29 protein-coding genes are annotated in these 25,079 nt (G+C 61.2%); 18 read left to right on the forward strand and 11 right to left on the reverse strand.

Features of this window, described 5'->3' with window-relative positions; genetic code table 11:
* Positions 1-36: 36 nt before the first annotated feature.
* Genes BLR69_RS02955 through BLR69_RS02965 form a run of 3 tightly spaced genes read left to right on the forward strand, consistent with a single transcriptional unit; the run spans position 37 to position 2,123 of the window.
* Complete coding sequence (locus BLR69_RS02955) at positions 37-591, forward strand: histidine phosphatase family protein (protein WP_071495328.1); 555 nt, start codon at positions 37-39, stop codon at positions 589-591.
* A gap of 45 nt (positions 592-636) precedes the next feature.
* A complete protein-coding gene (gene cobF / locus BLR69_RS02960) occupies positions 637-1,392 on the forward strand; it encodes a precorrin-6A synthase (deacetylating) (protein WP_071495327.1) in 756 nt (251 codons plus the stop codon).
* Positions 1,393-1,403: 11 nt separating this feature from the next.
* On the forward strand, positions 1,404-2,123 hold the full coding sequence (locus BLR69_RS02965; RefSeq protein ID WP_071495326.1) for an alpha/beta hydrolase: 720 nt from the start codon (positions 1,404-1,406) through the stop codon (positions 2,121-2,123).
* A gap of 59 nt (positions 2,124-2,182) precedes the next feature.
* Here BLR69_RS02965 and BLR69_RS02970 read toward each other — a convergent pair whose 3' ends face one another.
* Entirely contained in the window at positions 2,183-2,737 is a 555-nt protein-coding gene (locus BLR69_RS02970; protein ID WP_071495325.1) for a DcrB/PsbP domain-containing protein, read from the reverse strand.
* A gap of 72 nt (positions 2,738-2,809) precedes the next feature.
* The gene (locus BLR69_RS02975) at positions 2,810-4,618 is read right to left on the reverse strand and encodes a monovalent cation:proton antiporter-2 (CPA2) family protein (protein WP_071495324.1); all 1,809 of its coding nucleotides are present in this window, start codon (positions 4,616-4,618) and stop codon (positions 2,810-2,812) included.
* Positions 4,619-4,801: 183 nt separating this feature from the next.
* Between BLR69_RS02975 and BLR69_RS02980 the strand changes: the two genes are divergently transcribed.
* Both BLR69_RS02980 and BLR69_RS02985 read left to right on the forward strand, forming a co-directional pair.
* Entirely contained in the window at positions 4,802-5,107 is a 306-nt protein-coding gene (locus BLR69_RS02980; RefSeq protein WP_071495323.1) for an XRE family transcriptional regulator, read from the forward strand.
* Between the two features lie 32 nt (positions 5,108-5,139).
* Positions 5,140-6,036 carry a LysR family transcriptional regulator gene (locus BLR69_RS02985; RefSeq protein ID WP_076955276.1) on the forward strand — a complete coding sequence of 299 codons (897 nt, stop codon included), beginning with the start codon at positions 5,140-5,142 and terminating at the stop codon, positions 6,034-6,036.
* Here the strand turns inward: BLR69_RS02985 and BLR69_RS02990 are convergent.
* A complete protein-coding gene (locus BLR69_RS02990; protein WP_071495321.1) occupies positions 6,026-6,427 on the reverse strand; it encodes a RidA family protein in 402 nt (133 codons plus the stop codon). The genes BLR69_RS02985 and BLR69_RS02990 overlap by 11 nt on opposite strands.
* Before the next feature lie 82 nt (positions 6,428-6,509).
* The gene (locus tag BLR69_RS02995; protein ID WP_071495320.1) at positions 6,510-7,412 is read right to left on the reverse strand and encodes an EamA family transporter; all 903 of its coding nucleotides are present in this window, start codon (positions 7,410-7,412) and stop codon (positions 6,510-6,512) included.
* Between the two features lie 209 nt (positions 7,413-7,621).
* Between BLR69_RS02995 and BLR69_RS03000 the strand changes: the two genes are divergently transcribed.
* The 3 genes from BLR69_RS03000 to BLR69_RS03010 all read left to right on the forward strand — a co-directional run bounded on the left by BLR69_RS03000 (position 7,622) and on the right by BLR69_RS03010 (position 11,437).
* Positions 7,622-8,419 (forward strand): AraC family transcriptional regulator, encoded by a 798-nt coding sequence (locus BLR69_RS03000; RefSeq protein ID WP_071495319.1) that lies wholly within the window; start codon positions 7,622-7,624, stop codon positions 8,417-8,419.
* A 102-nt stretch (positions 8,420-8,521) separates the two neighbouring features.
* Complete coding sequence (locus tag BLR69_RS03005) at positions 8,522-10,075, forward strand: DUF726 domain-containing protein (protein WP_071495318.1); 1,554 nt, start codon at positions 8,522-8,524, stop codon at positions 10,073-10,075.
* Between the two features lie 39 nt (positions 10,076-10,114).
* The gene (locus BLR69_RS03010) at positions 10,115-11,437 is read left to right on the forward strand and encodes an Nramp family divalent metal transporter (protein WP_071495317.1); all 1,323 of its coding nucleotides are present in this window, start codon (positions 10,115-10,117) and stop codon (positions 11,435-11,437) included.
* 23 nt (positions 11,438-11,460) lie between these two features.
* Here the strand turns inward: BLR69_RS03010 and BLR69_RS03015 are convergent, their stop codons facing one another.
* The 3 genes from BLR69_RS03015 to BLR69_RS03025 all read right to left on the reverse strand — a co-directional run bounded on the left by BLR69_RS03015 (position 11,461) and on the right by BLR69_RS03025 (position 13,270).
* A complete protein-coding gene (locus BLR69_RS03015) occupies positions 11,461-11,838 on the reverse strand; it encodes a type II toxin-antitoxin system VapC family toxin (RefSeq protein ID WP_071495316.1) in 378 nt (125 codons plus the stop codon).
* Positions 11,835-12,194 carry a type II toxin-antitoxin system Phd/YefM family antitoxin gene (locus BLR69_RS03020; protein WP_076955277.1) on the reverse strand — a complete coding sequence of 120 codons (360 nt, stop codon included), beginning with the start codon at positions 12,192-12,194 and terminating at the stop codon, positions 11,835-11,837. Before BLR69_RS03020 ends, BLR69_RS03015 begins: the two co-directional genes overlap by 4 nt.
* 143 nt (positions 12,195-12,337) lie before the next feature.
* Positions 12,338-13,270, reverse strand: a complete 933-nt coding sequence (locus tag BLR69_RS03025) for a LysR family transcriptional regulator (protein WP_071495314.1) — start codon at positions 13,268-13,270, stop codon at positions 12,338-12,340.
* A gap of 117 nt (positions 13,271-13,387) precedes the next feature.
* On the opposite strand from BLR69_RS03025, the gene BLR69_RS03030 reads away from it, so the two are divergent.
* The 6 genes from BLR69_RS03030 (at position 13,388) to BLR69_RS03055 (ending at position 16,728) form a co-directional block, all read left to right on the forward strand.
* The gene (locus BLR69_RS03030) at positions 13,388-13,876 is read left to right on the forward strand and encodes a DMT family transporter (RefSeq protein ID WP_071495313.1); all 489 of its coding nucleotides are present in this window, start codon (positions 13,388-13,390) and stop codon (positions 13,874-13,876) included.
* A 4-nt stretch (positions 13,877-13,880) separates the two neighbouring features.
* Positions 13,881-14,333, forward strand: coding sequence for a DMT family transporter (locus BLR69_RS03035; RefSeq protein ID WP_071495312.1), 453 nt, complete (start codon positions 13,881-13,883; stop codon positions 14,331-14,333).
* 89 nt (positions 14,334-14,422) lie between these two features.
* On the forward strand, positions 14,423-14,593 hold the full coding sequence (locus BLR69_RS03040; protein ID WP_076955278.1) for a metallothionein: 171 nt from the start codon (positions 14,423-14,425) through the stop codon (positions 14,591-14,593).
* 120 nt (positions 14,594-14,713) lie between these two features.
* On the forward strand, positions 14,714-15,478 hold the full coding sequence (locus BLR69_RS03045) for an AraC family transcriptional regulator (protein WP_071495311.1): 765 nt from the start codon (positions 14,714-14,716) through the stop codon (positions 15,476-15,478).
* An 89-nt stretch (positions 15,479-15,567) separates the two neighbouring features.
* On the forward strand, positions 15,568-15,741 hold the full coding sequence (locus tag BLR69_RS03050) for a DUF1427 family protein (protein WP_076955279.1): 174 nt from the start codon (positions 15,568-15,570) through the stop codon (positions 15,739-15,741).
* Positions 15,742-15,768: 27 nt separating this feature from the next.
* On the forward strand, positions 15,769-16,728 hold the full coding sequence (locus BLR69_RS03055) for a quinone oxidoreductase family protein (protein WP_071495310.1): 960 nt from the start codon (positions 15,769-15,771) through the stop codon (positions 16,726-16,728).
* Between the two features lie 112 nt (positions 16,729-16,840).
* On the opposite strand, the gene BLR69_RS03060 is transcribed toward BLR69_RS03055, so the two are convergent.
* The 3 genes from BLR69_RS03060 to BLR69_RS03070 form a co-directional block, all read right to left on the reverse strand.
* Positions 16,841-17,869 carry a purine-nucleoside phosphorylase gene (locus BLR69_RS03060; protein ID WP_071495309.1) on the reverse strand — a complete coding sequence of 343 codons (1,029 nt, stop codon included), beginning with the start codon at positions 17,867-17,869 and terminating at the stop codon, positions 16,841-16,843.
* A 14-nt stretch (positions 17,870-17,883) separates the two neighbouring features.
* A complete protein-coding gene (locus BLR69_RS03065) occupies positions 17,884-18,831 on the reverse strand; it encodes a nucleoside-specific channel-forming protein Tsx (RefSeq protein WP_071495308.1) in 948 nt (315 codons plus the stop codon).
* Between the two features lie 172 nt (positions 18,832-19,003).
* Positions 19,004-19,924 (reverse strand): AraC family transcriptional regulator, encoded by a 921-nt coding sequence (locus BLR69_RS03070; RefSeq protein WP_071495307.1) that lies wholly within the window; start codon positions 19,922-19,924, stop codon positions 19,004-19,006.
* A 262-nt stretch (positions 19,925-20,186) separates the two neighbouring features.
* Between BLR69_RS03070 and BLR69_RS03075 the strand changes: the two genes are divergently transcribed.
* The gene (locus BLR69_RS03075) at positions 20,187-21,446 is read left to right on the forward strand and encodes an ABC transporter substrate-binding protein (protein ID WP_371858639.1); all 1,260 of its coding nucleotides are present in this window, start codon (positions 20,187-20,189) and stop codon (positions 21,444-21,446) included.
* Positions 21,447-21,464: 18 nt separating this feature from the next.
* Positions 21,465-22,238: an L-iditol 2-dehydrogenase gene (locus BLR69_RS03080; RefSeq protein WP_071495305.1), complete on the forward strand. Its 774-nt coding sequence runs from the start codon at positions 21,465-21,467 to the stop codon at positions 22,236-22,238.
* A gap of 125 nt (positions 22,239-22,363) precedes the next feature.
* Here BLR69_RS03080 and BLR69_RS03085 read toward each other — a convergent pair whose 3' ends face one another.
* Positions 22,364-23,056, reverse strand: coding sequence for an NUDIX hydrolase (locus BLR69_RS03085; RefSeq protein WP_071495304.1), 693 nt, complete (start codon positions 23,054-23,056; stop codon positions 22,364-22,366).
* Between the two features lie 146 nt (positions 23,057-23,202).
* On the opposite strand from BLR69_RS03085, the gene BLR69_RS03090 reads away from it, so the two are divergent.
* Together BLR69_RS03090 and pncB are read left to right on the forward strand one after the other, a co-directional pair.
* Complete coding sequence (locus tag BLR69_RS03090; RefSeq protein WP_071495303.1) at positions 23,203-23,850, forward strand: nicotinamidase; 648 nt, start codon at positions 23,203-23,205, stop codon at positions 23,848-23,850.
* 11 nt (positions 23,851-23,861) lie between these two features.
* Entirely contained in the window at positions 23,862-25,079 is a 1,218-nt protein-coding gene (pncB, locus tag BLR69_RS03095) for a nicotinate phosphoribosyltransferase (RefSeq protein ID WP_071495302.1), read from the forward strand.

Genomic DNA, 25,079 nt, shown 5'->3' on the forward strand with positions numbered 1-25,079 from the left:
TTGGTGGCCTCATTCCCTGGGTCTAAGCACGCTGCGATGCAAGCCACACGCCTGACACTCATTTGCCATGCCCTCACGCCCCTGCAGAAACAGGGGCGTTTCTGCGATGACGAGCCGGTGGCGATGGATTGGCAGGACGCGGCAGGCTCCCTCGCCGGGCGTTACAGGAAAACACCGCGTTTAGTCTGCGCCCCGGAGCTGCGTACTCGGCAGACGGCTGGCTTGTTCGGCAATGACGCCGTGATCGAAGACGCCCTGCGCGATGCTGATTTCGGCCAGTGGAAAGGCCAGGCCATCAACCAGCTCAGTAGTGATGAGTTGAATACCTGGCTCACCGACAGCACCTTCGCGCCCCAGGGTGGAGAGTCAGTCGATGACGTGTGTGCACGCGTAGCGCAGTGGCTGAAAACCCTCGAAACCCAACCCGGCCATATTGTCGCCATCACCCACCCCTTTGTGATCCGCGCCGCGCTGTTGCAGGTGATGGAGTTTCCGCTGTCGATGTTCTACCGCATCGACGTCGAACCGTTGTCCGCCACCGAACTACGCTTCAACAACGTCTGGCGCCTGCGCCTGGAAACTCACGCCTGAGCACCGGAACATGGCAAAATCCACGCCCCGCACTGAGAGCAACCCATGAAACGCATCCTGATCATCGGCATTGGCGCCGGCAACCCTGACTACATCACGATGCAGGCCGTGAAGGCGCTCAACCGCACCGACGTGTTTTTCCTGATGGACAAGGGCCAGAGCAAAGACAAGTTGATCGACCTGCGCCGCGAGATCTGCGAGACCTACATCACCGAGCCCGGCTATCGCTTTGTGGAGGCCGAGTGCCCCGAGCGTGTGCGCGGCGATATCGACTACACCACCGCCGTGCAGGACCTGAACCGCGACAAGCAGCAGACCTTCGAACGCATGATCAACGAAGAAATGGCTGACGGTGAAGTAGGTGCTTTCCTGGCGTGGGGCGACCCGGCGTTGTACGACAGCACCATCCGCATTTTGCAGGCGATTCTGGCCAGTGGCCGCTGCACCTTCGAGTTCGAGGTGATCCCCGGTATCACCAGCGTGCAGGCTCTGGCCGCACAGCATAAAGTGGCGCTGAACCGCATCGGCAAGTCGGTCGAGATCACCACCGGGCGCCGTCTGGCGGCGGGGCAGGCGAGTGATGCGGACACCCTGGTGGTGATGCTCGATGCGGAAGATTCCTACCGCACCGTGGCCGATCAGGGCCTGGACATCTACTGGGGCGCCTACCTGGGCACGCCGGATGAGATCCTTATCAGCGGCAAGGTCAGTGAAGTGGCAGAAGAAATCGAACGCGTGCGCAAGGCGGCGCGCCTGGAAAATGGCTGGATCATGGACACTTATCTGCTGCGCAAACCCTGAGGTCACGTCCCATGCTCAAACTGTTTGCCCTGGCACTGACCCTGGTGGTCGGCGTCGCTCATGCCGACGACACATTGCACACCGACTTGCCGCTGTCGTACCTGGAGCAGACCCAGGGCGATGCGCGCAACCAGCCGCTGGTGATTTTCCTGCACGGTTTCGGCAGTGACGAAGAGGATTTGTTCGGCATCAAGGACGCGCTGCCGTCGACCTGGACTTACCTGTCGGCCCGTGCGCCGATGCCGGTGGACCCGCATGGCTATCGCTGGTTTGCCAGGAAGCCCGGTGATGGCGATTACGATGGCGAGACCGCCGACCTGCAACGCAGCGCCCGGTTGATCGAAGAGTTTGTCGGTAAAGCCACCGCCAAGTACCACACTCAGCCGGATCGGGTGTTCCTGGTGGGCTTCAGTCAGGGCGCGATCATGGCGTACGAGGTCGGGTTACGCCGCCCGGATCTGCTGCGTGGGATTGCGGCCTTGAGTGGCAGCGTGCTGCCGGTGCTCAAGGCTGAGCTGAAGCCGGATGCGTCACTGGACAAGCTGGCGATTTTCATTGGCCACGGCACCTTGGACCAGGCGCTGCCTTATGCGTCGGCCACTCGGGCGAATGAGGTGTTGACGGGACTGGGGTTGAAGCCAGAGTTCCACGGGTATCCGGGCATGCCGCATACCATCAGTGAAGCGCAAGTGCAGGACCTGAAAGCCTGGCTGGAAAAGAGCCTGAATTAAACGCGGTCAAACATTGTGGGAGGGAGCAAGCCCCCTCCCACATGTGGATCGGAAGACGGTTATTTGCCGCCGGTAATCTGCTTCACCAACGCCGCATGCCCCTTGGCATCATCCGCCCGCGAAATCGCCTGGATCACCAGCAGGTGATTGCCCGAACCACCGAGGAACGTGGAGTTCAGCGTTTTGCCGCCGCCTTGAGTGGCGGTGCTGTCCACCTGGCGCAGGCCGAGGCCTTTGAAGGTCAGTTTCTTTTCGCTTTGTTTCTTGAAGTCCGGCAGGGCGGCGCTCTGGTCCTTGACGAAACCGGCCACGGCGCCGTCCAGGAATTTCGCGTCGTTATCCCCAATGGTCACCCCATCGTTACGCACGGTTTCGGCGACGATCACCACACTTTTAGTGGTCTGGTTGGCGTACATCGTGCCTTGGGTGTCGGCGGTGCCATCCTCGGCCTTGCCGGCCGGCAGGGTGTCGGCGGCGTAGGCCTTGGGCAGATTGAAGGTGAACTTGCCGCCCAGGGTGGAGATGGTTTGCGTGGTCGGCTTGGACGCGGCGAATACGCTGCCGGCGGTCAGCGCGAGGGCCAGCAGGACGGCGGTCTTGGTGAAAGTGGCCATGAAGCGCTCCAGGGATGAACGAGATTGCGGCGTATTCTGTCAGAAAAATCGCAATATCGTTCATCGGCAGCCTCACACCTTGTCGGACTCTTCCTCCAGGCGATCCATCTCAAACAGCCGCGCCAGTTCTGCCCGTGCTTCCTGGGCGGTTTGCATCACCTTGGCCGCGTCGTCGTACACTGCGTGTTGTGCGGCCAGCACTTGCAGGTCGTGGTTCTTGAAGCGCGTGATGCGCGCATCGGCCTGGGCCTGGCTCAAGCCGAGGCCTACCAGGGTACGTCGGCTCATTTCCAGGCTGGAATAGAAGGTCTCGCGCACCGGCGAGGCGTCCAGGTCCACCAGGCGGTGCACGTGCTGGCGGTTACGTGCACGGGCGATGATCTGCATGTGCGGGTAGAGGTTGCGCACCAGCTCGGCGGTCTTGATGTTGATCTCCGGGTCGTCCATGGCGATCACGAAGAATTCCGCCTGGTCGACCTTGGCCGCGTGCAGGATCTCGGGGCGTTGCGGGTCGCCGTAGAACACCGGCATGCCGCCGAAGCTGCGGGTCAGCTCAATGGTTTCCACCGAGGTGTCCAGGGCGATGAACGAGATGTTCTGTGCACGCAGGATCCGCGCCACGATCTGGCCCATACGGCCCATGCCGGCGATCACCACGCGCGGCGCATCGCTTTCGATGGTGCGGTATTCCTCGGGCACTTCCACCGGCTTGACCTTGGGCTTGAACAGCTTCGGGCACACCAGCAGCAACAGCGGCGTCACCGCCATGGACAGGGTGATGGTCAGCACCAGCACGTCGTAGAGGTGTGGTTCGAACAGGCCCTGGTCGCGGCCGATCTTGAACACCACGAAGGCAAATTCACCCCCGGCCGCCAGCACCACGCCCAGGCGCAAGGCGCTTTCGCGATTGAGGTCACCCACCATGCGGCCCACGGCATACAGCAGCGGCAATTTCAGGCCTATCAACAGCAGCGTCAGGCCAATCACCACCAGCGGCGAGCTGAGCAACAGGCTGAGGTTGGCGCCCATGCCCACGCTAATGAAGAACAGCCCCAGCAGCAGGCCCTTGAATGGCTCGATCTGCGATTCCAGTTCATGGCGGTACTCCGAGTCCGCCAGCAGCAGGCCGGCGAGGAAGGCGCCGAGGGCCATGGACACGCCCACCAACTCCATCAACCACGCCGTGCCAATCACCACCAGCAGCGCGGTGGCGGTGGACACTTCACGCAGGCCGGTCTTGGCCACGATGCGAAACACCGGTCGCAACAGGTAGCGTCCGCCGATGATCACCACGGCAATGCTGCCGAGGATCTGCAGCACGTGTTGCAGGCCCTGGGCTTCAGTGGTCGGATGATCGCTGCCGGCCAGCAGCGGCACCATGGCGATCAGCGGGATCGCGGCGATGTCCTGGAACAGCAGGATGGCAAAGGCCAGGCGACCGTGGGGCTGGTTCAGCTCCTTGCGCTCGGCCAGGCTTTGCAGGCCGAAGGCGGTGGACGACAGCGCCAGGCCCAGGCCCAGCACGATGGCGCTGTTCCACGACTGGCCAAACAGGCACAACGCCACCACGCCCATCACCAGCCCTGTCAGCAACACCTGCGCCAGGCCGACGCCAAACACCGCCTTGCGCATCACCCACAGACGCTTGGGGGACAGTTCCAGGCCGATGATGAACAGCAGCAACACCACCCCCAACTCGGAAAACTGCGCGACGCTTTGCGGGTTGCCGATCAGGCCGAGCACCGAGGGGCCGATGATCACACCGGCGAACAGATAGCCCAGCACCGCGCCCAGTTGCAGGCGTTTGGCCAGGGGCACGGTCAGCACGGCGGCGAGCAGGAACACCACGGCTGCTTGTAACAGGTTGCCTTCATGGGGCATTACGAACTCCAGGATCTTTAAAGCCAATCAACAGACGGGTATTAGAGCGCTTTTTACAGGTCGAAAATTGTATTTTTGAGGGGAGTAAGTAGAGGCAGGGGGATGACACTTAAAGGCAGGTTGAATATGTATTCCCTTGGTGGAATAATTTTCGGTGTTGAATTTTTGTGTGAGAGGGCTCCTATGGCTAAGAAATTCGCTGAACTTCAAGCGGGCATGACGCCGCAAGACCGAGCCGAAGCCAAGCAGTTGTTCCAGCAACACCTGCAGGAAATGCCGCTGCATGAGCTGCGTAAAGCCCAGCAGTTGAGCCAGCAGAGCCTGGCCAAGGCGTTGAACATCAACCAGGCGGCCGTCTCCAAGATGGAGCGACGTACAGACATGTACATCAGCACGCTGCGCGACTACATCCGTGCGATGGGGGGCGAGTTGGAAATCATCGCAACCTTCCCCGATGGCCAGGTCAAGATCGACAATTTCGCTTACTGAAAGCGGTTGCAGTTATTCAAAGGGTCAGCCTCGTGAACCAACTTCTCGCCATGCGTGCCTTTGTTCGCGTCGTCGAAACCGGCTCGTTCAGCCGTGCGTCCGACCAGTTGGCGCTGCCACGTTCCACCGTCAGCAAGCTCATCACGGATCTTGAGAAACACCTGGGCATCCAGTTGATGCATCGCACCACCCGCGCCCTGGCGCCCACGTCCGACGGGCTGGAGTATTACCAGCATGCCCGGCGTTTGGTGGCGGAGCTGGATGAACTGGACAGCGCCATCCGCGGGCAAGTCCTCAAGCCCGGCGGGCATTTGCGGGTGGATGCACCGGCGTCGTTTGCCAATTGCCTGCTGATTCCTGCGCTGGTGGATTTTCATCGCGAGTATCCCGACATCACGGTCGCCTTGGGCATCAGTGATCGCGCGGTGAATATCGTGGGGGAGGGCGTGGATTGTGTGATCCGCGCCGGTCAACTCGATGACATGGCGATGATCGGGCGCAAGGTGGCCGACCTGGATTATCTGACTTGCGCCGCGCCCGACTACCTGGCGCGCCGAGGTGTGCCGGTTTCTCCGGAGGACCTGGCGCACAACCACCTCAAGGCCGGCTATTTTTTTGCCGGATCAGGTAAAGCGCAGCCACTGATTTTCGAACAGGGTGACAGGCGCATCGAAGTGAGCGATTGCGCCTATTCCACCAATGAAGGCAATGGCCTCAAGGAAATGCTGCTCGCCGGCTTGGGCGTCGGGCAGCATTTCAAAGCCATCGTGCAGTATTACGTGGACAACGGCCAATTGGTCAGTGTCCTGCCGCAGTGGTCGCGTCCGGCCACGCCGCTGCACATCCTCTATCCACCCAATCGCCACCAGAGCGCACGGCTCAAGGTGTTTGTCGAATGGGTGATTCGTAGGTTCGGGGTCAGGGAATAATCGCGGTCACTCGGATCTCCACGCGCATGGTCGGCAGGCCCAAGGCCTCGACGCCGACTTGCGTCCAGATTGGCGCATGGTGCGGCATGTACTGGCGGTAGTGCTTGACCATCGTGTCGTTGACTTCAGGCGGGAAACCGCCGACGTGGTAGGAGTTGACGTGAATCACGTGTTCCCAACTGGCGCCGGCAGTAGCGAGCGTGCGTTCCAGGTTGTGGAACGCCTGGGTGATCTCGTCGGCCAGGTCGGCGGGGATCTGGAATTCATCGTCCCAGCCCCCTTGTCCTGAGGTTTCCACGCGATTGCCGACTTTCACCGCCTGCGAGTAATGCAGGTGTTCGCGCATGTAATCGCCGTAGCCAGGAGTGACAAAAAATTCGGGCGTGCTCATGGTATTTCCTTTGGTTCAGTGCAAGACCGGACCCAGGCTAAAGCACTCAATACGCGAACAAAATGCCGAATTTATGCCAAGACTATCCATCCATGTGGACAATGGGCTGCGGATTCGCTGGCGCCAGATTGACTGGCTTGCGGTACAAACCCACTGCCAAACCGACAATGATGATCCCGATCGAAATCAGGTTTGGCGTGGAAATGCGCTCATCAAGAATCAGCATCGAACTGGTGATGCCAAACACCGGAATCAGCAACGACAGCGGCGCCACGGTGGACACCGGGTACAGCTTGAGCAGCGAGTTCCAGCCCCAGTAGGCAAAGTGCGTCGCCAGGTAAACCTGGAACAGGATCGACAGCATCGCCGTCAGGTCGAGGCTGGCTTGCAAGCCTTCGAACGCGGCGCTGCCGTGCAGCAGCCAGGCGGTGAGGAACAGCGGGATCGGCGGGATCAGGCTGGCCCAGACCATGAACGAGAAGATCTCCTTGACCCCGGACTTCTTGATGATCACGTTGCCTATGCTCCAGGCCACCGCACTGAGGACGATCAGCATGACGCCCAGCACTGCATGGTTGCCTTCCTGGGTGGAGATGATCCCTGCCAGGCCGATCAAGGCCAGCACGGCGCCGATCATCTGCGCGCCACGGATTTTCTCCTTGAACAGCACAAAGCCCCAGCCCATGGTGAAGAACACGCTGAGTTGAATGATCAGTGAAGCAATACCCGGGCTCACACCCACCTGGATGCCGTAGTTGATCACGCCCCACATGCCCAGCCCGAAGATAAAACCGTAGGCGGCCACATAGCTGAACTTGACGGCCGGGCGCTTGATAAAGAACACCAGTGGCAAGGCAGCGAGAGCGAAGCGGATACCGGTGAGCACAAACGGGTCGATGGCGCGCAGGCCCAGCTTGGTGATGGGGAAGTTGACCCCCCAGACCAGGGTGACGAGCACGGCGAGTGACAAATGTTTTTTCAGCATGGACCCTCCTTGGGTCAGGCGACACAGCGCAATCGCGATGTGCCGACGGGAAGTCAGTTCAAGGCGAACCGTTTTTGCATCAGGCACAGCTCGGTGATTTCCATTTCCGGATACCCCTTCGAACGAACCCAACTTGGGACGCGGCGATTCTAGGTGGTAGATGATTGGCCCGCTTGCTATGTCAGGTCATACTTTGACAAAATCGGGCCATGTCACCGACCTTCACCTTATCCCCTTACGAACTCGATAGCTCTGCTGCGGTGGTGACGCTGCGCGAGTACCCGTCCGGCACGGTGTTCCCACGCCACACCCACCGGCGCGGGCAGTTCGCCTACGCGTCCACCGGCGCGTTGAAGATGTTCACGGAGCTGGGCAATTGGGTGGTGCCGCCACAGCGGGCGATCTGGGTGCCGGGCGGGGTGGCGCATGAGATGCACATGCGCGGCGACGTGGTGATGCTCAACACCTATCTGGATGACGATGCGGCGCGGCGCGCCGGGTTGCAGGACTACTGCCAGGTGTTTGGCGTGTCGCCGTTGCTGCGGCACCTGCTGGAGGCGGCGCTGGCGATCGGGCCTTGCGCCTCGCCCAGCGTGCGCGATTGCTGCGTACTGACCCTGTTGATCGATGAAATCGGCGCCATGCCCGAATTGCCGCTGAGTGCGCCGCTGCCGTCCGAGTCGCGCCTGGCCCGATCCTGCCAGCGCTTCCTGGAGGCGCCCACGCAGAAAGTCTCCATCGGCGAGATGGCCGACTGGTCGAGCATGAGCCGGCGCACCTTTACCCGTAACTTCCGTGAGTACACCGGCATGACTTTTGTTTCATGGCGTCAGCAAGTGTGCCTGCTGGAAGCCACGGCGCGGCTCAGCCATGGTTCGTCCATCACCGATGTGGCGTTCGAATTGGGGTTCAGCAGTTCCAGCGCGTTCACCTCGGTATTTCGTCGCAACCTGGGCGACTCACCTGCACGTTACCTGGCCAAGTCCAAGGCCGCGTCCCTATTCTGAAAGGAGGAGGGGGCCAACCGGGTGCCTTTTCCCCAGCGGTACGGCGATGAGCCTCGCCCTTTGTTACTATCGCCGTCCCTTGTCGCCAGGAGTCACTGCCCCATGCAGCACCAGTGGGATGAAATGCACCGCACCCGCAAGCCCACCTTCGTACTGTGCGGCGAGCCTCAGGGCGACGTGCTCAATCTCTATGTTCACGGTTATTCGGCGTTCTTCAACCGGCAACAACTGGGCAGTTTCAAGGAGCAGTTGGCGAGTATCGAAGGTTCGACCAACCTGATGCTGTTCTGGCCGGCGGGGCATTTCCTGGAAAACCTGTTTGCGCCTTTCAAGGAGGTGATCGGTGCAATGCTGGGCGGCGGCAGCCTGGGCGCGGCGACCGTTGGGGTGGGCAAGGCGATTGCCTATTTTCTCGATCACTACAAAAGCGTCGAGGCGCGGGTGGACGAAGTCGCCAACAGCCTGCTGCCGGAACTGGCCAACTACCTGCACAGTGAGTCCATGGACGTGCGGCGTATCAATCTGATCGGGCACTCCCTCGGCGCGCGGATCCTGGTCAAGAGCTTGCTGGCCAGCCCGGAAACCGCCCGTGAGCTGCCTTTGGACAACCTGTTGTTGATGGGCGGCGCAATTTGCACGTCGAGCCCGTGGGATGTGGTGTCGGCGCCGCTCAAGGGGCGGGTCATCAACTGTCACTCCAGCAAGGACTGGGCCTTGGCCATAAAGCCGGACACTGAACGCTGTATTGGCCGTTATGCGATCCCGGTGACGCCGGCGCTCAAGGCCAAGGTCACCAACGTGCACCTGGCGACTTTCGATCACGCCGCCTACTGGCCGCAATTGCAGACGGTGGTGCAGTACACCGACCTGCTGCATGAACGACGCGGCATGATCCGCTCCGACCAGCGCAGTGCTGAAGTGCGTTTTGCCGAGGAGGATGTTGATCTGTTTCCTGCCTTGGTACAGGCCCGCCCGGAAGAGTTGAAGTTTCTTGCCGAATTGATGGTGCAAAAGCGTAGCGCCTCAATCGACGCCACGGTGCGCGAGCCGCTCAAGTTGGCGATTGAACTGCAACGCATGGGTGGCGATACCTTCATGAACCTGGCCCGTGGGCATGGCGTGGGTTACCGCCAGATCGCCGAAGATGTATCGCAGCGGCTGGGGATCAAGTTCGATGAACCGCTGGACACGGTCGCGCTGGCCGATCTCGAAACCCGGGTCGCCGAGAAACTCATCGAACAGTACAAGGACAAACTCAGCAACACGGACCGACAGGTGTTCGACGCAGAACTCAAGGCTGCCGCGCAAAAGGAGCAGGGCTTGTTCAGCCGTTTTAACGTAGGCCGGTCGGCCACCACCGCGTTGAGCGGCACGGCGTTGGCCGGGCTCACCGGTTTTATCCTGCGCCGTGGCGCGGCCACGGCAATCCCGGTGGTGGGCCAGGCGTTGGCGGCGGCGATGCTGGTGGTGAGCGGCGTGCGAGCATTTTCCGGCCCGGCGTATTCGATCACCACGTTGGCCGTGCTGGTGATCGGCGTTATCCGCCAGCGCATGGAGCGTGAAGCGCTGAACCAGGAGATGGACCTGGTGGTGCAGGTGGTGGAGGCGTTCGACCTGCCAAGGGAAACGGTGATGCGCACGGTCGCGTCTGACTGATAAGCTGCACCCTTGTCTTGTGTGTGCCTGGGATACCGCGTGAAATTCAGCCTGCCGAAAATTGCTACCGCCCCGTTCTGCCCGCCGGAAGTGGCCGGCTCCGTCGCCGTGGACCCCAAGGCCTCGTTCTTCAAACGCATGCTGATGTTCGCCGGCCCTGGCCTGCTGGTCTCCATCGGCTATATGGACCCGGGCAATTGGGCCACGGCCATCGAGGCCGGCTCGCGCTACGGTTACAGCCTGTTGTTCGTGGTGTTGCTGGCCAGCCTGGCAGGGATGGCGGTGCAGTGCCTGTGCTCGCGCCTGGGCATCGCCACCGGCAAAGACCTGGCGCAGCTGTGCCGAGAGCGTTACAGCACGCGTTCTGCACGCACCCAGTGGGTGTTGGCGGAAATCTCCATCATCGCCACCGACCTTGCCGAAGTACTGGGCTGTGCCCTGGCATTTCACTTGCTGCTGGGGGTATCGCTGACCACTGGCATTGTGATCACCGCCTTTGACACGCTGTTGGTCCTGGCCCTGCAGAATCGTGGTTTCCGGCGCCTGGAGGCGATCATGCTGGCGCTGGTGGCGACCATCGGTGTGTGTTTCTTCATCGAGCTGGTGCTGATCAAACCTTACTGGCCGGACGTGTTCAGTGGTTTCACTCCGTCACTTTCCGTGATCAGCGACGCCGCGCCGCTCTACCTGGCCATCGGTATCCTCGGGGCCACGGTGATGCCCCATAACCTCTACCTGCACAGCTCCATCGTGCAAACCCGCCTGATCGGCAAGGACCTCGCCAGCAAACTGGACGCGGTCAAGCTGGCGCGCATCGACACCATCGGTTCATTGGCCCTGGCGCTGCTGGTCAACGCGGCGATCCTGATTCTTGCCGCCGCCGCTTTCCACAAGACCGGCCACACTGAAGTGGTCGAGATCCAGGACGCCTACCACCTGCTTGACCCGCTGGTGGGCGGTGCCTTCGCCAGCATCCTGTTCGGCATTGCGCTGTTGGCCTCCGGGCAAAGCTCCACCTTTACCGGCACCATCGCCGGGCAGGTGATCATGGAGGGCTACCTCAACCTGCGTATTCCCTGCTGGCAACGCCGCCTGATCACCCGTGGGCTGGCGCTGATTCCGGCGTTTCTGGGGGTGTGGCTGATGGGCGACGATGCCATCGGCAAGCTGCTGATCCTCAGCCAGGTGGTGCTCAGCCTGCAGTTGCCGTTTGCGCTGTATCCGTTGATCCGCATGACCGGTGATAAACAGCTGATGGGGCCATTCGTGAATCGGCTGCCGACGCGCTTGTTGGCGTGGTTTCTGTTTGCGCTGATCAGCGGGGCGAATGCCTGGTTGATTGGGCAGTGGGTGTTTGGTTGAGGCTGTGCAGCCATCAAGATGGGTCAGACCAGAATTGCCAAGGATGTGTATTGGGCGATGTGTGGATCGGCCGTCAACAGCCTCATGGGTTCGCTCATGGCTGTGGCAACGATGAGCCGATCAAAAGGGTCCTTGTGATGGTGCTCGAGATCCTTGACCGCGATGGCGTGTTCCGAGGTGACGGGCAGTTCGACAAATCCGCTTTCCAGGCAGTACTCACGGATTTCATCCAGATCGACAGCGAGTTTCCCCAGGCCGACCTTGATTGCCATCTCCCAGAATGTCGCAGCGCTGATGTAAACCTCCGCCGCATTCTCTATCAACTTCCTGGCTTTGCTGGATAGCCTGGGATCTTCCATCAGGGTCCAAAGCAGAATGTGGGTGTCCAACAGCACTCTCATGCAGGCTTGCCTTCGAAGGCATCCAGCAGATCGTCAGGCAAAGGTGCGTCGAAGTCTTCGGGAATGATGAACTTGCCTTTCATGGCACCGATTCTGCGTCCCTTGGATTTCCCCATGGGCACTAGCTGTGCCATTGCACGTCCATGTTTGGCAATGGTGATGACCTTGCCCGCAGCGGCCTCATCCACAAGTTTTGACAGATTGTTTTTCGCTTCGCCCAAAGGAACCGTGATCATGTGGTTACCCCCATATTTTGGCCAAATATAGCCAAAAACGGGTGCGCTATCAAAGACGGCCAGACCACTGGCGGTAGCGGCGCGCTCAGATCGCGATGGTTTGTGATACGTGACTTTCATGGCAGTTCTCTAAAAGAGGATGTTGCGCAAGTCTGCCGTAATAGGCTTGGTCGGAAGAATACTGGCCCGAAAAAACAGAATGGAACTACTTTTTCCTGTAAGAGAATTCCCGACGTGGCGATGTTTCTCCCGAGCCACTTAGCTCACCGATCCCAATACGGCACGCCCCCGAAACACTCCACAAAATAATCAATCACCGTCCGCACCTTCAGCGACAAGCGCCGGCTACCCGGCCACAGTGCCGCAATCTGCTGTGGCTCCAGGGTGGTCGCCACTTCATAGTCGGTCAGCACCGCCAGCAACGTGCCTGCGCGCAAGCCTTCGCCGATCAACCAGGAGGGGAACACCACCAGCCCCAGCCCTTGCTCGGCGGCGTGGGTCAAGGTGTCGGCATGGTTGCCGGTGATCGGGCCCTTGACGCTGTAGGGCGTCCAGTCGCCCTGGCCCTTGCGGAAGAACCAGCGTTGCTGGCCGGTGATGCCTTTGTAGGCCAGGCATTGATGGTTGCTCAGCTCGTCGGGGTGCTGCGGGGTGCCATGCCGGGCCAGGTAGGCGGGGCTGGCGGCGATGCGAAAGCGTTGGGGCGCAAAGATGCGGGCCTGCATGCTGGAATCGTTGAGCACGCCGATGCGGAACAGCAGGTCGGTACCGTCCTGCAGTGGGTCGACGTAGGTGTCGGTCTGCTGGATGTCCAGTTGCAGCTTCGGATAGCGTCGGCACAATTCGCCCAGCCACGGTGACAGGTGACGCTGGCCGAACACCATGGGCGCATTGATGCGCACCAGGCCGCTGGGCTCGCTTTCCTGTTCCTGCAACGCCTGGCCGGCGGCTTCCAGTTGTTCCAGCATCAATCGCGCATGCCGCCCGAGCAGACGACCGGCTTCGGTGGGGCTGACCGCGCGGGTGTGACGGTAGAGCAACTGTTGTCCGAGGGCCTGTTCCATCAACTGTATCTGCCGGGAGATGGAGGAGGGCGCCAGGCCTTCGCGGCGCGCCACTTCGGAGAAGCTGCCCAGGTCCAGCACCGCCACGAACAGGCGCAGTGCTTTGAAACTCAATTCATTCAAGCCTTGCATCATGCCTCCAGGCTGTGCGTTTTTCGCAAAGGTGTTGTCAGCATGCTCCCATTTATCGCACAGGACGGCCACCGGATAATGCGCGCCATGTTTCCTTTCTTGAAGCGCGGGTGATGTATGCAGGCAAGTTCCATCGAGGGTGTGGCGCAAGCCACGCCGAAAAAAAACGGCTTGAGGTTGCTGTTGTTGCCGCTGGTGATCCTGGCCGGCATGGGCCTGTCGGTAGAGGCCGGTTTGCTCGGGCCGCTGGGTGTGCAGGTGGGGCATTTGTGGGCGACCCTGAGCATTTTCGGGGTGGGCTCGGCGATTCTGTATCTGCTGCTGTTGTTCAGTGGCCAGCAAAAGGGCCCGGCGCTCTCCGAACTGCCGCGCTGGCAGTTGATCGGCGGGTTCCTGGGGCCGATCTACGTGGTGGTGCTGACTCTGGCCACGCCGCATATCGGTATTGCGATGACCATGATCGCGATTTTGTCCGGGCAGGTCGGCAAGAGTGTGCTGATCGACCATTTCGGCTGGTTCGGCGCGGCGCGCAAGCGGGTCAATGGCGAACGCTGGATTGCCCTGGCGTTGATTGTGGTGGCACTTGTTCTGATTGCACGAGGTTAAGGCGATGAATCTGATTCTGTTACTGGTCGTAGTGGTTGCCGCGGGTGCGGTGTTGAGCGTGCAGGCGGCGATCAACGGTCGCCTGGGCCAGGCGGTGGGGGTGTTGCGTGGCAGCCTGGTGACCTTCTCGGTGGGTGCGATTGTCACCGCGTTAATGATTTTCTTCTTTGAACCCGTCCAGGCGGTGAGCCTGCTGGACGTGCCGAAATGGCAACTGACCGGTGCGTTGTTCGGTGTGGTGTACATGATGGTGATGGTCGGCGCGGTACCGGTGGTTGGCACGGCCGTCGCCACCGTCGCGGTGATCGTCGGGCAATTGGGTATGGGCATGCTGATCGACAATTTTGGCTGGCTGGGCAACCCGGCCATCGAACTGTCGGGTGCCCGGATCGTGGCGATGGTTTGTCTGGCCCTGGCACTGGTGTTCATGTACCGCAGCAATACCCGCACCGACTGATGGCTTGAACCAACGACGGCGGGCCGCAGTCACTGCTTAAGGTGCCGGCGCCCGCCGCACCGGGACGACCATGAAGAAGGAGTCTGACCATGCCAGATAAAACCTGTGCCTGCCCACACTGCAAATGCGTGCTGGGAACTGATGCGGTCATGAAGGACGGCAAAGGCTATTGCTGTCAGGGCTGTGCCGAGCACCATGCCCATGGTGAGCCGTGTGCGGCTGCGACGGGGTGTGAATGTGCCAAGTCTGCCAAAGGCTAGCGGTGTTTGAACCGGTGGGAGCATGCTTGCTCCCACATGGTTTACCGGCCGCAAAAATCACTCGGATTGTCATGCGGTGGTGATTACCATAGCGACTCTCCCTCGAATGATGTGCACCCCATGGCCCTGGCCGCGCCGCCTGACCTCAGTGATCCTGCCGTTCCCGTGCAACCCCTGGCGCGCACCTATCCGCGTGGGCTCTACGTTGAGCCCCACAGCCACGACTGGGGTCAGCTGCTCTATGCCATGAGCGGCGTGATGTGGGTCGAGACTCCACAAGAAGCGTTGGTGGTGCCACCGCAGCGTGCCGTATGGCTGCCGCCCGGAGTGGAGCATGGCATTCGCGTGGTCTCGGACTTGCAGATGCGCAATATCTACCTGCGCCCGGCCCTGGCCGCAACGCTGGACAGCCAGGTGCAGGTGATCGAAGTCGGTGGGTTGTTGCGCGAGCTGATCGTCACGTTGGTGGGCGAGGGCGACAACGGTGAGGTGGCGTACTACGACGCACTGGTCAGCCTGGCTTTGCTGGAGCTGCAGCGGGCGCGCCGCTCGCCGATTCGCATCGCCATGCCGGTGGAGGCCGACCGCCGGTTGATCAACGCCTGCCAGGCGGTCATGGCTGCGCCGTCCCTGGAGATCCCTTTCGAGCAGCATGCCGAAACCGCCGGTGCCAGCGTGCGCACCCTGGCGCGGTTGTTCCAGAACCACCTGGGCATGGGCTTTGCCGAATGGCGCCGCCAGGTGCAACTGGCCACGGCGGTGGCGGAGTTGATCCAGGGCCAGTCGGTGAGCGCCATCGCGCGTTCCCTGGGGTATTCGCCCAGCAGTTTCAGCGACATGTTCCGGCGTGAACTCGGTGTGGCACCATCGCAATACCAGGGCTGAGGGGTTGGCCGATAGCCTGAAGCACTTGGCCGATGCCTCAGGCAAGCGCTCTCTACACTGAGCGCATCCACCCACAAGGCGCTGCCCCCATGAACTACCTGATTTCCCTCGCCATCGGCCTGTTTGTCGGCGTGATCTACGGTGCCCTGGACTTCCGCTCGCCCGCGCCGCCGGCCATCGCCCTGATCGGCTTGATGGGCATGTTGCTGGGCGAAAAGCTCTGGCCCATGGGGCGGCAACTGGTGGGCACTTGGTTCTCCTGATCTCTTTTTCTTCGATGGATATTGGCCATGAAAGCACTGCAATTTACTGCCACCGGCGACCTCAACACCCTGCGCTTTGTCGACGTCGCCACCCCGGTGCCGGCCGTGGGTGACGTGCTGGTACAGATCAAGGCCGCGGGCCTCAACCCCAGCGACGTGAAAAACGTGCTCGGTCGTTTCCCCTACACTACCTTGCCGCGCATCCCCGGCCGTGATTTCGCCGGTGTTGTGGTTGAAGGCCCGCAGGCACTGGTGGGCCAGGAAGTCTGGGGCACCGGCCGTGACCTGGGCTTTTTTGCCGACGGTTCCCATGCCCAGTACCTCACCGTGTCGGCCAAGGGCGTGGCACATAAGCCTACCCACCTGAGTTTCGCCCAGGCCGCGAGCCTTGGCGTGCCGTACACCACCGCCTGGGATGCACTGGAGCGCAGCGGCGTGTCCCAAGGCACACGCCTGCTGGTGATCGGTGCCAATGGCGCGGTGGGCAGCGCGGCCCTGGCCCTGGCAAAAATCCGTGGTGCCCAGGTGCTGGCCGCCGTGCGTCGCCCGGAACAGGTCGACGTCTTGCTGGGCCAGGGCTTCGACGCGATTGCCCTGGGCAAGCCGGAAGACCTGGGTGCGCAGGTCAACGCCGTATTCAAGGGCGGTGTGGATGTGATCTTCGACACCACCGGTTTCTGGCTGCCGGCCGCCGTGGCAGGCCTGGCGCCCTTCGGCCGTATCGCCATTATCGCCGCGCCGGTGGACGGCCATGTACAACTGCCGGCCCTCGCGTTGTACCGCAAGGGCGGTTCGGTGGTGGGGATCAACTCGTTGCTCTACAACTGCGAGCAGTGCGCGGTGATGCTGGAGCAGTTCGGGCGTTTCTTTGACGAAGGCTTGTTGCCGCTGCCCACCGGCCTGCGTGAAGTGGTGCTGGCCGATGGGGTGCAGTACTTCGAAGAGGTGAACCAGGGCAGCCCCGACAAAATTATCTTCCTGCCCTGACACGGTGAAAATGTGGGAGGGGGCTTGCTCCCGATGACAGTGTGTCAGTCAGCGAATCTGTACCTGATACACCGCCATCGGGAGCAAGCCCCCTCCCACCTGTCGATCTCCATTAAGCTTCAGGAACGCCTTTTTCCCAGGCCGACCAGTTCTTGAGAATTGCCTGTACCAACGGTTTGCCCGTGCGGTACAGGTTCTCCAGCGCCGGGACAAAACCGCCCTGGTCCGCGTACTTCAACAGGTTATCCACTTCGCTGTAGCCCGGGTACGGCCGGTCGAAATCCGAACCGGCGCGCACCACCGCCAGGCGCTGGATGTCCACCAAGCCTTCGCGACTGGCGCGCAGCAGCGCCTCATAGGTGGAGTTGTCTTCCTGCTGGGTGGTGCAGTATTCGCCTTTGTTGTCGGTCAGCAGCTTGGTCCACACCTCGGCGCGCTCGCTCAAGCGTGTGCCGGAGAACCAGGTGTTGCCCGCCAAGGTGTCGCAGCGGGTGACTTGCGGCGGCTGGTTGGCCGGCGCGGCGGGGTAGTGTTTGCGCCAGGCACTGGACTCCTTGCTTTCCGCCAGCTCGACTTTCTGCGACAGGGCAAACGCCTTGGCCTGCAACTTGGGGTTCAGCTCAAACACTTCGGTCTTGTAGTCAAGTGGTGGCTTTTCGTTGGGGCCTTTGGTGTTGATGCCGATATAGCCGGTCGGCCAATCCTGCGGCGCGTCCCGCGAATCCAGCTCCCACTGGGTGCCGAATTCCACCAGGTAATGCGCCCACGCGGCGGTGCCGATCGTGCCGTGCTTGGGGCTGATGCCGGCAATCCCGGCGATCAGGAAGTAGCTCTGGCGCAGGTCGAACTTGGGCGACAGCGCCAAGGCCAGGGTGGAGGCCGCGGCGTTGGTCTGGCCCATGCCGGTGACCAGCAGGCACACATCCTGGGTATTGCAGCGGATCACCGGATACTCGGCAGACAAGCCCGGTACGCGCACTTCCTGCTTGAGTTCCAGGCGGTCGATCCAGGTTTGCGCCTCGGGGGCGAACATGGTGATCAGCATCACCTTGGGCTTGATCGGTGCAGATGCATCGGCCAGCACCAGCTGGGGCAGAACGGCCAGGCCAACAGCCATTGAGAGACGGGTAAACGCGTTCATCTAAAGCTCCTTGATCAGAATTGATAGCCCACGCCGGCGTAGTAACCCCAGCCGTCCGAGCGCGCGCGGAAATTGCCTTCGCCGAAATTCAACTCGCTGCCGTCTTCCCAGTTGCCGCCGTTATGAAAGTAACGGCCGACCAGGGTGAAACGCAGGTGGGTAAACGAATACAGCAGCACGTTGGTGGCCACCAGGGAATTGGCCGTGCGTGCCGGGTTGTCCTTGTGCAGGTCCGAGCCAAAATCGTAGTTGGTAAAACCGATGTAGGTCAGCGAGGCGCCGTTATCGAATTTGCCGATGGGCACGATGTACTTCATTTGCGCACGGTAGCCGTCCCAGGAATATTCGTTGCTGGCGCCATAGTTTTCCCACTGGTAACGCCCGTAGAAGTTGGCCGACAGGTTGACCCGCGAGTAGGTGTCGATATCGGTGCCCAGGCCGCTGTACAGCGTATTGGCGCGGTTGGCCTTGTTGCTGCCGTGGTCGTAGATCCAGTCGAAGGCCACGTACCATTCCTTGAACGGCCCGATGGCCAGGCTGCGGCCCGCCAGGTAGTCGATGGAAATTCGCGGCTCATGCTCCATGAACACCGGCGAGCCATGGTCCCACACGCCCTTGTCATTACTGTTACCGATGGTGAGGATCTTCGGCACGTCGATATAGCCGTACAGCTCGAAAGGCCCGTTGCGGCCGAAGTACTCGTACTCCAGGTACACGTCATCCTGCGGCTTGGGGCCGAAGCTGATGTCTTTGCTGCCGATCAACGTCAGGTCCTGGTTGAACCAGTCCGACAGGTACACGCCTTTTTTTGTCGGGCTGGCTTCAGGGCTGAGGGTTTCGCCCTGTGCTGAGTCATCGACGGGTTTTTCCTGCGCCAAAAGGGGCGCGCTGGGTAGTCCTGTAACGGCAGCCAGTAGCAAGGAAACACCAAAGGAGGTAGGACGCCTTGAGGTGAAGTGCATTGAAAATCCCTATTCGTACGCGGTTTGAACCCGATTCTTCGGGTGGAGGTGAACTTGGTTGCCAAGTTCGTACCGCAAACGTTTGCACAGGCTGTACCAACTTTGCTCAATCGATTGATCAGCTTGGAAAAAAACTGGATTAGTCGACCTTTTGGTCAGAATTGACTGGGTGTCATTTTTCAAGGCGTTGGAACAGGTGCATCGCGGTTTCCCGCCGATATTCACTCGGCGTCTGATTCATCTCGATGCGAAAGTGCCGGTTGAAATTCGACAGGTTGGCGTAGCCCACTTCAAAGCAGATGTCCGCCACCGACATATCGCTTTGCAGCAACAGCCGGCAGGCGCGTTGTACCCGGAACTTGCGCATCAGCTCGATAAAGCCGTGGCCGGTGTTGCGCTTGAAGAAGCGCGAAAAGCCCGGTTCGCTCATCTCCAACTGTTGTGCGATCACCGACAGGCGCACATCGCCGGTCAGCTCGCGCATCAAATAGTCGAATGCCTTGTTGATGCGTTCGGCGCTGCGCGCATCCAGGGTCGGCGCGTAGCAGGGGCTGGCCAGGGCCTTGGCCTGCTGGGGCGGGGCGTTTTTCAGGGTGTCGAGCAGTTGCAGGAACAGGATCAAGCGTTGCAGACCCTGGGCGTTGCCGATGGCTTCCATCCAATGCGCGGCCTGCAGCGCCGTGTCGCCGGTGAACTCCAGGCCACGGCGTGCCTGTTCGAACAACGGCTGCAGGTCGCCGAGCTCCGGCAGGGTGTTGCGCAAGGCGAGGAGGGCGGCGCCGTCGAATTGCAGCACCACGTCGCGGCCGGTGAGGTATTCGCCAGGGGCCAGTTCGCCGATCCAGTCGTGGGGCAGGTCCGGGCCGATCAGTGCAACGTGCCCCGCGCTGAATGCACCGATGTAGTCGCCCGCTACGAGTTTGCCGCTGCCTTGGCGGATCAAGTGGATTTCGAATTCAGGGTGGTGGTTCCAACGCGCCAGGTCGTAGGGGTAGTCATGTTCGAACCAGCGGAAGCAGTGGTCCGGCTCGGGCAGGATCACTTCCAGTTCGGCGGGGCGGTGCTCGAACAGCGTGGCACGGCTGATGGGCATGAGCGGGCTTCTTGGGGTTCTTGTAATCGCTTCAAAATACGCGCCTCGGGCGTTCAGGCGCTACCCCCGCTTGCGTCCGGCGCTGATACTTTTTTAACTCGCGCGCCCAGGTTAAAAAAGTACCAGTCGAGCATCCGTCACGGGTTTGTGAGGGCCTGGCCAAGCTGCTGTAATCGGCGCTCAACAACAAAAACAACCGGTGGAAACCGCCATGTTCAAGCTCCCGCAAGTGTTGTTCCTGCTGTCCGGCCTGGTGCTGGCCATGCCCAGCCACGCCGCCGACACCGTCACCATCGCCACGGTCAACAACAGCGACATGATCCGCATGCAGCGCCTGTCCAAGGTGTTCGAAGCCCAGCACCCGGACATCAAGCTCAACTGGGTGGTGCTGGAAGAAAACGTGCTGCGCCAGCGCCTCACCACCGACATCGCCACCCAGGGCGGGCAATTCGATGTGCTGACCATCGGCACCTACGAAACCCCGCTCTGGGGCGCCAAGCACTGGCTGGAACCCTTGACCCAACTGCCGGCCGATTATGACGCCGACGATATCTTCCCCTCGGTACGCCAGGGCCTGTCGGTCAACGACACCCTCTATGCCTTGCCGTTCTACGGCGAAAGTACCGTGACCTACTACCGTACCGACCTGTTCCAGCAGGCGGGCCTGAGCATGCCGGCGCACCCCACCTGGACCCAGCTCGGCGAGTTCGCGTCCAAGCTCACCGCCAAGGACAAGGGCCAATACGGCATGTGCCTGCGCGGCAAGGCCGGCTGGGGCGAGAACATCGCCTTGCTCAGCACCATGGCCAATGCCTTTGGTGCGCGTTGGTTCGACGAGCAGTGGAAGCCCGAGCTGACCAGCCCCGAGTGGACTGCCGCCGCCAACTTCTACGTGAACACCCTTAAGCAATACGGCCCGCCGGGCGTATCCAGCAACGGCTTCAACGAAACCCTAGCACTGTTCAACAGCGGCAAATGTGCGATCTGGGTCGATGCCAGCGTGGCTGGCTCCTTCACCACCGATAAAAGCCAGAGCAAAGTAGCCGACAGCGTAGGTTTCGCCGCCGCGCCCACCGAGGTCACCGATAAAGGCTCGTCATGGCTCTACGCCTGGTCCCTGGCGATCCCGGCCACCTCCAAGCACAAGGACGCCGCCAAGGCCTTTATCAGTTGGGCGACGTCCAAGGACTACATCCAGTTGGTTGCCGATAAAGAAGGCATTACCAACGTGCCGCCAGGCACCCGCCAGTCCACCTATAACGAGGCGTATCTGAAGGCAGCACCGTTTGCCCAGGTGACCCTGGAGATGATGAAACACGCCGACCCCGCGCACCCATCGGCCAAGCCGGTGCCGTACGTGGGCATCCAGTACGTGACCATCCCCGAGTTCCAGGCCATCGGCACCTCGGTCGGCAAGCTGTTCTCGGCGGCGCTGACGGGCGGCATGTCGGTTGACCAGGCCTTGCTGCAAGCGCAGTCCACCACCGAGCGCGAGATGAAACGCGCCGGCTATCCGAAGTAACTTTGACGGGACCTACCCATGAAACGACTGGAAGGTAAAAGCGCGCTGATCACCGGATCGGCGCGCGGTATCGGCCGCGCCTTCGCCCAGGCCTACATCGAAGAGGGCGCTACCGTGGCCATCGCCGATATCAACCTGCAACGGGCCCAGGCCACGGCCGCCGAACTGGGCCCGCAGGCCTATGCCGTGGCCATGGACGTCACTGACCAGGCCTCCATCGACAGCGCGATTGCCGTTGTGGTGGCCCAGGTTGGCAAGCTGGACATCCTGGTCAACAACGCTGCGCTGTTCGACTTGGCGCCCATCGTCGACATCACCCGCGACAGCTACGAGCGGCTGTTCTCGATCAACGTCGCCGGCACGCTGTTCACCCTGCAGGCTGCGGCGCGGCAGATGATCAGCCAGGGCCATGGCGGCAAGATCATCAACATGGCCAGCCAGGCCGGGCGGCGCGGCGAGCCGCTGGTGGCAATCTACTGCGCGACCAAGGCGGCGGTGATCAGCCTGACGCAATCGGCGGGGTTAAACCTGATCAGGCAGGGTATCAACGTCAATGCCATTGCTCCCGGGGTCGTGGACGGGGAACATTGGGATGGCGTGGATGCGTTGTTTGCCAAGCATGAAGGATTGGCGCCTGGCGAGAAAAAGAAGCGGGTAGGGGCCGAGGTGCCGTTCGGGCGGATGGGTACGGCACAGGACTTGACCGGGATGGCGGTCTTCCTGGCGTCAAAGGAGGCCGACTACGTGGTGGCGCAGACCTACAACGTCGATGGTGGCAACTGGCTGAACTGACCTCGTTGCATTCCCTGTAGGAGCGAGCTTGCTCGCGAAAAACGCATAGACGGCGCGCCCATCCAGAATGCACGCGTTATCGTTGACGATCTTCGCGAGCAAGCTCGCTCCTACAGTGGATAGGGTCAGTCCGCAAAACTGCGGTCGAAGAAGTAAATCTCGCCGGGCTTCAGGTTCTCCACCGTCGCCTGGGGCCTGCCGCCTTCACCTTGTTTCTTGCGCCCGGTCTCACGCAGAAAACCCGCTTCAGTCAGCTTCAGCAACCGCTGGCGAATACTGGTCTTCAACACCGGCCGCGCCAGCACCAGGGAAAAAATCGTGGTCGCTTCCGGCGCGCTGAATTCATTGCCCAGGAACATCAGCGGCAAGCTGCTGTACAACGATTTGGAAAACAGACGTTCCTGCACCGCTGCCACGATGCTGTTGTGATCGAACGGCAACTTGATGCCGCCACTGGCCACCGCCGTCAGCGAAAACCAGCCCTGATGCTCACCCAGCGTCACGTCCTCGTTCACGATCGCCAGGTAATAGGTGGACGACGACCAGCAGCGCGGATCGCGAAACGCATCCCCCACCGTCCCCACCTGTTCGCTCCAGGCCAGGTCCAGCCCGACCTTGTCACTCGCTCGCAAGCGCTCCACCGCATCCTCGAGGCTCAGATCTTGCACGCCGCCATTCACCACCACGCCCGGCAACGCCCAGTGCCCGGCGAAGGGCTCGGCGTCGCGTTGGTTCAGCAGCAGTTTCAGTTCACTTGTGGTGCGGCAGTAAAACAGCACGCACAGATCGACGGTATGGAGGTAGGCGCTACGGGGCATGTTATGTCCTTCTAAACAGCAGTGCGGCACAGTCTAACGGATCGAACAGATATGTCATGTACTGACTCCAGGATAGATAAGCAAATGTTTCTTGCAATGAAAGTACATGACGTGTACTTTTGTTTCCAGGCCACAGGAGAACCACCATGACCCTCGCGACAACTGCCATTGCCTCATTCGACGTCGACGCCCAGAAAAGCTTCACGCCGCTGTGCCCCAACGAGTTGCCGGTGGCCGGCGGTGACCGGATCGGCGCCGAACTCAACTACATGGCCAGCCTCGCCGGCCATCGTGTCGGCAGCAAGGATGCCCACACCCCGCACGCTCCGTGGGTGGTGTCGCAGCACAGCGAGATGTTGCAACCCACCGGCCTGGTACACGCCGATGTGACCTGGGTGAGCCACTGTGTGCCGGGCACCGAAGGCTTCAACCTGCTGGACGAGTTGCCCACGCCCTATGACTACGACTACTTCATCTGGAAAGGCGTCGAACCCGACCTGCATCCCTACGGCGCCTGCTACCACGACCTGCACGACAAGCTGTCCACCGGCGTCATCGAGTACTTGAAAGCCCGAGGTGTGGTTCGCGTGATCGTCGGCGGCCTGGCCCTGGATTACTGCGTCAAGACCACCGCGTTGCAGTTGCTCAAGGCCGGCCTGCAAGTGGTGCTGCACTTGCCGGCGTGCCGAGGCATCAGCGAGGAGGGCGGTGTACAGGCGGTCAATCAGTTGCTCAAGGCCGGTGCTGCGATCAGCCGTACCCGCGAAGAACTGGCCGCGATGGCCACGCGTTAAGGAGAAACACCATGGAAAGTGCCTACGACTACGAATCCCCGGTGATCCAGGGGTTGCTCGACACCGACTACTACACCTTCACCATGATGCAGGCGGTGTTGCACCAGTACCCCAACGTCGATGTGGAGTACAACTTCATCGTCCGCTCCAGGGAAAAGCTCGGCCACCTGATTCCTGAAATCCGTGCTGAACTGGAGAAACTCGCCAGCCTGCGGATGCGCGAAGGCGAGCTGCGCTTCCTGTTCAACCCACGTTTTCGTGAATACCTCACCCCGGATTACGAGCGCTTCCTCGGCTTGTTTCGATTCAACCTGCGCTACATCCACGTCAGTGAAGTCGACGGCCAACTCAATATCCGCGTGGTCGGTCCGATGCTGCACTGCATCATGTTCGAGCAACCGGTGCTGGCGTTGGTCAGCGAGCTGCGCAACCGCGACAAATACCCCGACGTGACCCTCGAAGACGTCACCCGCAAGCTCTACCAGAAGTTCGACTGGCTGGAGAAAAACCTCAGCCGCGATGAACTGGCTGACCTGCGTGTGTCGGACTTCTCCACCCGTCGGCGCCTGTCGTTCAAGACCCAGCGCGAAGTGGTCGACATCATGCGCCGCGACTTCCCCGGCCAGTTCGTCGGCACCAGCAACGCGCACCTGGCCTACGAATTCGACCTGCCGCTGATCGGCACCATGGCCCACCAATGGCTGATGGTGCACCAGCAACTGGGGCGCCTGCGCGAGAGCCAGAACGCCGCCCTGGAAAACTGGGTGCGCGAGTACCGTGGTCGCCTGGGGATCGCCCTGACCGACTGCATCAGCACCGACTTTTTCCTCAAGGACTTCGACCTGTACTTCGCCAAGCTCTACGACGGCCTGCGCCAGGACTCCGGCGATCCCATCGCCTGGGCCGACAAGGTGCTGGCCCGTTACAAGCAGCTGGGCATCGACCCGATGACCAAGGACCTGATGTTCTCCGACGGCCTGAACTTCGAAAAATGCCTGCCGATCCTGCGTCACGTGCGCGGCAAGGCCAAGTTCGGTTTCGGCATGGGCACCAGCCTGGCCTGCGATGTGGACGGCGTGGAGCCGCTGAGCATCGTGATGAAACTGGTGCGGGTGCACGGCGAGCCAGTGGTGAAATTCTCCGATGACCCGATCAAGAACGTCTGCGAAGACGCTTCGTTTTTGCAGTACGCAGCACAAGTGTTCAACGTTGGCAGTGTGGAGGTGTGA

The organism is Pseudomonas azotoformans (assembly GCF_900103345.1).
Lineage (GTDB): Bacteria > Pseudomonadota > Gammaproteobacteria > Pseudomonadales > Pseudomonadaceae > Aquipseudomonas > Aquipseudomonas azotoformans.

Coding starts and splice junctions, on each gene's coding strand:
- BLR69_RS02970 (WP_071495325.1), bottom strand. CDS start 2,737: ATGGCCACTTTCACCAAGACCGCCGTCCTGCTGGCCCTCGCGCTGACC.
- BLR69_RS02995 (WP_071495320.1), bottom strand. CDS start 7,412: ATGCTGAAAAAACATTTGTCACTCGCCGTGCTCGTCACCCTGGTCTGG.
- BLR69_RS03090 (WP_071495303.1), top strand. CDS start 23,203: ATGACCCTCGCGACAACTGCCATTGCCTCATTCGACGTCGACGCCCAG.
- BLR69_RS02955 (WP_071495328.1), top strand. CDS start 37: ATGCAAGCCACACGCCTGACACTCATTTGCCATGCCCTCACGCCCCTG.
- pncB (WP_071495302.1), top strand. CDS start 23,862: ATGGAAAGTGCCTACGACTACGAATCCCCGGTGATCCAGGGGTTGCTC.
- BLR69_RS03015 (WP_071495316.1), bottom strand. CDS start 11,838: ATGAGAGTGCTGTTGGACACCCACATTCTGCTTTGGACCCTGATGGAA.
- BLR69_RS03070 (WP_071495307.1), bottom strand. CDS start 19,924: ATGCCCATCAGCCGTGCCACGCTGTTCGAGCACCGCCCCGCCGAACTG.
- BLR69_RS03025 (WP_071495314.1), bottom strand. CDS start 13,270: ATGCAAGGCTTGAATGAATTGAGTTTCAAAGCACTGCGCCTGTTCGTG.
- BLR69_RS03065 (WP_071495308.1), bottom strand. CDS start 18,831: ATGCACTTCACCTCAAGGCGTCCTACCTCCTTTGGTGTTTCCTTGCTA.
- BLR69_RS03060 (WP_071495309.1), bottom strand. CDS start 17,869: ATGAACGCGTTTACCCGTCTCTCAATGGCTGTTGGCCTGGCCGTTCTG.
- BLR69_RS03040 (WP_076955278.1), top strand. CDS start 14,423: ATGCCAGATAAAACCTGTGCCTGCCCACACTGCAAATGCGTGCTGGGA.
- BLR69_RS03035 (WP_071495312.1), top strand. CDS start 13,881: ATGAATCTGATTCTGTTACTGGTCGTAGTGGTTGCCGCGGGTGCGGTG.
- BLR69_RS03075 (WP_371858639.1), top strand. CDS start 20,187: ATGCCCAGCCACGCCGCCGACACCGTCACCATCGCCACGGTCAACAAC.
- BLR69_RS03020 (WP_076955277.1), bottom strand. CDS start 12,194: ATGAAAGTCACGTATCACAAACCATCGCGATCTGAGCGCGCCGCTACC.
- BLR69_RS02975 (WP_071495324.1), bottom strand. CDS start 4,618: ATGCCCCATGAAGGCAACCTGTTACAAGCAGCCGTGGTGTTCCTGCTC.
- BLR69_RS03050 (WP_076955279.1), top strand. CDS start 15,568: ATGAACTACCTGATTTCCCTCGCCATCGGCCTGTTTGTCGGCGTGATC.
- BLR69_RS03005 (WP_071495318.1), top strand. CDS start 8,522: ATGCAGCACCAGTGGGATGAAATGCACCGCACCCGCAAGCCCACCTTC.
- BLR69_RS03045 (WP_071495311.1), top strand. CDS start 14,714: ATGGCCCTGGCCGCGCCGCCTGACCTCAGTGATCCTGCCGTTCCCGTG.
- BLR69_RS02980 (WP_071495323.1), top strand. CDS start 4,802: ATGGCTAAGAAATTCGCTGAACTTCAAGCGGGCATGACGCCGCAAGAC.
- BLR69_RS02965 (WP_071495326.1), top strand. CDS start 1,404: ATGCTCAAACTGTTTGCCCTGGCACTGACCCTGGTGGTCGGCGTCGCT.
- BLR69_RS02990 (WP_071495321.1), bottom strand. CDS start 6,427: ATGAGCACGCCCGAATTTTTTGTCACTCCTGGCTACGGCGATTACATG.
- BLR69_RS03030 (WP_071495313.1), top strand. CDS start 13,388: ATGCAGGCAAGTTCCATCGAGGGTGTGGCGCAAGCCACGCCGAAAAAA.
- BLR69_RS03080 (WP_071495305.1), top strand. CDS start 21,465: ATGAAACGACTGGAAGGTAAAAGCGCGCTGATCACCGGATCGGCGCGC.
- BLR69_RS03055 (WP_071495310.1), top strand. CDS start 15,769: ATGAAAGCACTGCAATTTACTGCCACCGGCGACCTCAACACCCTGCGC.
- BLR69_RS03085 (WP_071495304.1), bottom strand. CDS start 23,056: ATGCCCCGTAGCGCCTACCTCCATACCGTCGATCTGTGCGTGCTGTTT.
- cobF (WP_071495327.1), top strand. CDS start 637: ATGAAACGCATCCTGATCATCGGCATTGGCGCCGGCAACCCTGACTAC.
- BLR69_RS03000 (WP_071495319.1), top strand. CDS start 7,622: ATGTCACCGACCTTCACCTTATCCCCTTACGAACTCGATAGCTCTGCT.